Annotated in this window: 7 protein-coding genes and 1 pseudogene; 7 read left to right on the top strand and 1 reads right to left on the bottom strand. The window is 62.6% G+C overall.

The features are described 5' to 3' along the window. From Q1J95_RS13700 to Q1J95_RS13675, 6 genes and pseudogenes are all read left to right on the top strand, one after another. A partial coding sequence (locus Q1J95_RS13700; RefSeq protein ID WP_300268500.1) for a methyltransferase occupies positions 1 to 1,332 on the top strand: 1,332 nt, incomplete at its 5' end. Between the two features lie 73 nt (positions 1,333 to 1,405). Next, positions 1,406 to 2,470 (top strand): LLM class flavin-dependent oxidoreductase, encoded by a 1,065-nt coding sequence (locus Q1J95_RS13695; RefSeq protein WP_300268499.1) that lies wholly within the window; start codon positions 1,406 to 1,408, stop codon positions 2,468 to 2,470. A 25-nt stretch (positions 2,471 to 2,495) separates the two neighbouring features. Further along, positions 2,496 to 2,645: pseudogene (locus Q1J95_RS13690) on the top strand (DUF6290 family protein); the annotation flags it as partial. Then, positions 2,646 to 2,909 carry a type II toxin-antitoxin system RelE/ParE family toxin gene (locus Q1J95_RS13685; protein WP_300268497.1) on the top strand — a complete coding sequence of 88 codons (264 nt, stop codon included), beginning with the start codon at positions 2,646 to 2,648 and terminating at the stop codon, positions 2,907 to 2,909. Positions 2,910 to 3,056: 147 nt separating this feature from the next. Then, entirely contained in the window at positions 3,057 to 4,013 is a 957-nt protein-coding gene (locus Q1J95_RS13680) for a DNA methyltransferase (protein ID WP_300268495.1), read from the top strand. Further along, a complete protein-coding gene (locus Q1J95_RS13675) occupies positions 4,010 to 4,987 on the top strand; it encodes a hypothetical protein (protein WP_300268493.1) in 978 nt (325 codons plus the stop codon). Before Q1J95_RS13680 ends, Q1J95_RS13675 begins: the two co-directional genes overlap by 4 nt. A gap of 47 nt (positions 4,988 to 5,034) precedes the next feature. On the opposite strand, the gene Q1J95_RS13670 is transcribed toward Q1J95_RS13675, so the two are convergent. Then, complete coding sequence (locus tag Q1J95_RS13670) at positions 5,035 to 5,634, bottom strand: TetR/AcrR family transcriptional regulator (protein WP_300268492.1); 600 nt, start codon at positions 5,632 to 5,634, stop codon at positions 5,035 to 5,037. A 68-nt stretch (positions 5,635 to 5,702) separates the two neighbouring features. Here Q1J95_RS13670 and Q1J95_RS13665 point away from each other — a divergent pair. Continuing rightward, positions 5,703 to 5,923 (top strand): GPP34 family phosphoprotein (locus Q1J95_RS13665; protein ID WP_300268489.1); only part of this gene is annotated, 221 nt, incomplete at its 3' end.

The following is a 5,923-nucleotide window of genomic DNA, read 5'->3' as shown; positions in this document are numbered from 1 at the left end:
GGGACGGATGCCTCGGCATCCGATGCGGACGAAGTCGTGCCGAAGGCGGTGGTGCGTCCGCAGTCGTTCGTCGATGCCGACGGGGTCGGGGCGTGGTGGATCGCCAGCGACCGCGACGAGCTCGCGATCGGCCACGAGCTGCCCGCCGATCACGTGCTCGGCGTCGGCGGTGCCACGCGCACCCTCGCCGAGTTGGTGGTGCCGGTGGCGGTCGATCGCGCGCTTGATCTGGGCACCGGATGCGGCATTCAGGCGTTGCTTGTGGCGCGCCACGCGCGTGAGGTCATCGCGACGGATGTCTCGGCGCGAGCCCTCGCGTTCGGTGAGCTGAATGCGCGACTGAACGGAGTGAGCAACGTCAGCTTCCGCCAGGGCAGCATGTTCGAGCCGGTCGTGGGCGAGCAGTTCGACCTGGTCGTCTCGAACCCGCCATTCGTCATCACTCCGCGCGTCGACGGTGTGACGGCGTACGAGTACCGCGATGGCGGTCTCATCGGCGACGCACTGGTGGAACAGTTCGTGCGTGAGGTCCCGGCCTATCTCACCCCCGGTGGCATCGCGCAGCTGCTCGGCAACTGGGAGTCGCTCGCTTCGACCGGCTCAGTGAGCGATGCGCGGGCCGAAGAGTCCGGGCCGGCCGCTGAGCCTGCGCGTGCGGGCCTTGGTCCCGGGCCGGCCGCTGAGCCCGTCGAAGTGTCCGGCCTCGCTCGCTTGGAGTCGTGGATCGCTCCTGATCTGGACGCGTGGGTCGTCGAACGCGAAGAGCTGACGCCCCTCTCGTACGCGGAGCTGTGGATTCGCGACGGCGGCACGACTCCGCGCGATGCGGAATTCGATCGGATGCTCGCCGCTTGGCTCGATGACTTCGCACAGCGTCGCGTCGCCGCGATCGGCTTCGGTTACGTGCTGCTGCGGCGGCCGGTCTCACCGGATGCTCTGCGGATGCGCCGGTTCGAGCAGGTGTCGCAGCCGCTGTCGGCGCCGGGTCGTGCTTTCCATGCCGGTCTCGTGGCGCATGATGCCGTGGCTGGCGGCTTGCCGCCGGTTCTCGTCACGGCATCCGACGTGACCGAGGCACGCCATTTCATGCCGGGCGATGACGACCCGAGTGTGATCGAGCTGCGACAGGGCGGTGGTTTCGGGCGAACGGTGTCTGTCGACCCGGCGCTGGCGGGGCTCGTCGGCGCGTGCGACGGGGAGTTGACCGTGTCGCAGATCGTGGCGGCGCTGGCCGAGTTGTTCGAGGTTCCCCTGGCCGAGTTGTGGGCCGATCTCGAGCCGCGCGTGCGGCAGCTCGTCATCGACGGGTTTCTGACGATTCCCGCTCGCTGAGCCGCCCCTCTCGCGCGCTGAACCTGTCGAAGCGTCGGGAATATCACGCAGCATCCATTCGTTCGCATGAAACATGAAGGCTTTCGGATTCCTCTCTTTCGGGCACTACGCGAATGTGCCCGGGTCGGGCACGCGCACCGCCGGCGACATGTTGCATCAGACGATCGACCTCACGGTGGGGGCCGATGAGCTCGGCGTCAACGGCGCGTACATGCGCGTGCATCACTTCGCGCGGCAGGCGGCCTCTCCCATGCCGCTGCTTGCCGCCATGGCCGCGAAGACCGAGCGCATTGAGGTCGGCACCGGCGTGATCGACATGCGCTGCGAGAACCCGCTGCAGTTCGCTGAAGAGGCCGCGGCTCTCGACCTGATCGCGCGCGGGCGCATCGCGCTGGGCGTCAGTCGCGGCTCGCCCGAGACGGCGCTGCGCGGGTACGAGGCGTTCGGCTATGTCGGCAGCGAAGACCCGCGGGGTGCCGACATCGCTCGTGACAAATTCGAGCTGTTCCTCGAGGCGATCGACGGCGCGGGCGTCGCGCCGGGCGACCCGCAGCAGGTGGGTGAGGGTCGCTATCTGGCGATCGAGCCGCGTTCAGAGACGCTGCGCGATCACATCTGGTGGGGTTCGGGCTCGCGCGCGAGCGCGGAGGAGACCGGGCGCAAGGGGCTCAACATGATGAGTTCGACGCTGCTCACCGAGGCGACGGGTGTGCCGTTCGACCAGCTGCAGCGCGAGCAGATCGACCTGTACCGGGCGGCATACAAGGACGCCGGTCACACGGGCACGCCGCGAGTGTCGGTCAGCCGCAGCGTTTTTCCGCTCGTTTCTGACATGGACCGCGCGTACTTCGGTCTGCGCTCGGAAGACAGCAGCGACCAGATCGGCATCATCGACGGCATGCGCTCGACGTTCGGCAAGACCTATGCGGCCGAGCCGGATGTGCTGATCGCACAGCTCAAGCAGGACGAAGCGGTCATGGCCGCCGACACGCTGATGCTGACGATCCCGACGCAGCTGGGTGTCGACTACAACCTGCACGTGCTCGAGTCGTTCGCGAAGTACGTCGCGCCCGAACTCGGCTGGAAACCGAACGGGGAAGGCCCGGTCGAGGGGGACGCGGTCCAGCAACGTGCGTAGGCTCGGACTGTGAGCAAAGACATTCGGTATGAGCATCTCTGAATTCGTGCGCACTGCGGCGCTCTCACGCATCGAAGATGAGCTAGATCTTGTCGTCTGGGAGGACGCGAAGCGTGAGCTTGACGCTGACCCCACGACGCTGACCGCCGATGAGGTCGCGGCGAAATACCTCTGAATGTGGCGCCTTCTCTATTCGCAGCGAGCTGACAAGCAGCTCAGCAAGCTCGATCCAGGCGTTCGCCGCGTCATCGTTCCCTGGCTGAACAAGAACATCGACGGCTGCGACAATCCACGCTTGCAGGGCAAGGGCGTCACGGCTGGACTGTCAGGCAAGTGTCGGTACCGCATGGGTGACTACCGTGTGCTCTGTGAGATTCGCGATGCTCAACTCGTCGTGCTCGCGATCGAAGTCGGGCATCGGCCCGACGTCTACAAGTGAGCCTGAGATACGTTAGGCGATGCGAGCTAGCTCGGCGTGGACGTCGTGCCCGAGCTCCGCTGGAAACCCGGGAAGGCTGCGTCGAAGGCGACGCAGCGTGAAGCGATGACCACGAGGGCGTCGGAGGTTGACGATAGCCTGGAGAACATGAGCCTCGCAACTCCGCCCGCCCTCTTTGAAACTAAGAGCACAGTGCGCAATCACGCCACCGATGACGGCTTCGTCGAGCTGACTTCAGGGTTTCAGGCGCAAGTCACGACCGAAAACGGCACGTTGCATCAAGGCGATTCACTTGACTGGCTCAGAACACTCGCAACGGGCACGGCGGATCTCGTCTTCGCAGACCCTCCGTACAACATCAACAAAGCGGTGTGGGACAAGTTCGATTCACACGACGCGTATGTGGACTGGTCACTTCAGTGGATTGAACAAGCAGCGCGAGTCCTCAAACCCAGCGGCTCACTGTATGTGTGCGGTTTCACAGAGATCCTCGCAGACATCAAACACCCCGCGATGGCGAACTTCGCAGACTGTAAGTGGCTGATTTGGCACTACAAGAACAAAGCAAACCTCGGATCAGACTGGGGGCGCTCACACGAGAGCATCATCCACTTCCGCAAGTCCGCTAAACATCGGCTCCCCAATCCCGATTTCGCACGTATTCCGTACGGCGCGCATACGCTCAAGTATCCGAGCCACCCCCAAGCTGAGACTTCCAACTTTGGCAAAGGCGGAACGACGAAGCGCGACAACTGGGAACCGCACCCGATGGGTGCGAAGGCTAAAGATGTAATCGAAATTCCCACCACAAGCAACGGTATGGCGGAGAAGACGCCGCACCCGACGCAAAAACCCGAGGAGTTGCTTCGCAAGTTTGTCATGGCATCGACCAACCGCGGCGACCTCGTCATCGACCCGTTCTCTGGCTCTGGAACGACTGCAGTCGTCGCAGAACAACTCGGACGGCGATGGATGGCGTGTGACCTTTCTTCCGAGTACAACGGCTGGGCTGCGCAACGTCTCGTAACCGTGCGAAACATGAGTGAAGCAGAGTGGTTCGCGTTTGATCGCTCCAATGCGATGAGAAGAGATTCAATCCGATGACGACCATCGACTCACTGCGCACCTTCGCCACACACAAGGACAACTTCACACAAATCTCGGACTGGCTTGAGTTCGCCAAGCGATTCGCGGACTACCTCGCCTCGGGACAAACACAAGCGACCATCGTCGCACGCAATGAACCGAATTATCTGTTCTATCAATTCGGGCAAGATGCGGGATATCAGGTGACACGGCCCATCAACTCGAACCTGTACCACGACGCAACCAGCATCGATGCATCAGTGAGCAAACTGAACGAGATGCTCGACGCCCTCCGCGATGGGCAACCAATCGATGCGAGGGATCGACCCTTCCTCCCCAGTGTCATCTACACCGCACAACAATCGATCGGCGCAGCCCTCGACGCATTACCCGCCGGGCAATCGAATCGGGCGCGTAAGGTGAACGGCGACCTCTTCGAACGATTCATCAGACTGCTCATTGAGTCCATCGGCATACCGTGTCACTCAGGTGTTCTCGGCGTCCCTGTGAGAGATGACGACGGCACCGAACTCTTCAAGATGAGCTATCAACACGACTTAATGATGACCGTTGCAGGTGAACTCCGAGTAATCGGAAGCGTGAAAACGTCGAGCAAGGACCGTATCGATAAAATCTTCATGGACAAGTTCCTCTACAGTCGCCTCACCGACACAGCCGTTCCGCACATCGGTATTTTCCTGAACGATGTTCAGCGCGTAGGGCAGGAACCCAACTACGGAGTCTCAGGAACTTTCCTTCCAGGACACTTCAAAGGCTACACAGTCAAGCTCAATGCGCTCGACGGTGTGTATTACTGCGACCTACGTCCCAACATGAAGACAGATCCACTCCTTGCTGCGCACATCTCGAGCATAGACAAGCTTTTCTGTGATGATCTTCCAAACCTCGTCGCGCACGAAGGCACAGAGCTCGCAGAGATCGTCATCATTGATGACGACCCAATAGCAGACGCTGCGAACCCCGCTCAATGAGAAAGCTCCCACCGTACAAGTAATGGGCGTGTCGCTTCGTACGGTCGCTACGGAGCTGGCTGCGCCGGGGGCGTGACTTCGAAGACTGCATCCACGGCGAAGGCGAGCGTCTTCGTTTCTTCTTCGAGGCGCTTGTCGCTCGGCGGCAATGCGCGCGCGATGGACAGTCCGTCGATGACGGTGAGCAGGAAGTCCGTTCTTCGGGTCGTGTCGCCCGGAGGCAGCACCCCTTCGTCTTCGAGGATCGCAAGCCAGGCGGCGACCCGGCGCTCGGCATGGCCGACGAGAACGTCGTACGCTGCGCCGGTCTTCGGGTCTGCCTCCGCTTCAGCGAACGTGCGAAGCAGGTTGGTCCACGTGTCGCGTGCTTCGGCGGGGGTGGCGAACGGATCGAGCAGCCGACGGAGACATTCACGTAGCCGGTCGCGCGGAGGCATCGTGGTGTCACGAATCCGCTCATCTGGCATGGCAGCGTCGTAGGTGGCCGTGAGGGCCGCGTTCACCAGATCACGTTGCGTGGGGAAGTGGTGTCGCAGCGTGCTCGCGCCGATGCCGGCGCGAGCTGCGACCGCCCGGACGCTCAGCCGGGGAGCGCCTTCCTGCATCATTGCGGTCACTGTCGAGATGATGCGATCACGTGTGCTCATGGTGATCCTCCTCTGACGATCCTAGATGATTAGTACACCGTACCGGCACACTGTGCTAGTATCGTGTCATGACCGAACATGTCACCCACCCCGAGCGCACACGCACCTTGATCACCGAGGACGTGATGCTCGTGCTGTTTCAGCCTGATTCCGGCACGATCGCGGGTGAGAACACGCTCTTCTACGTCCTCGCGGGCGGGGTCCTCGCCGATCTCGCCCAGCGTGGCCACGCGACGGTCGAGGAGGCCAGAATCCGCGGCACCCTCGTCCGCGCAGCCGGTGACCCGCC

This window comes from Microbacterium sp. (assembly GCF_029263575.1).
Classification (GTDB): domain Bacteria; phylum Actinomycetota; class Actinomycetes; order Actinomycetales; family Microbacteriaceae; genus Microbacterium.
Note: the sequence above shows the minus strand (reverse complement) of the source record. Positions and strands in the feature narration are given on the sequence as shown.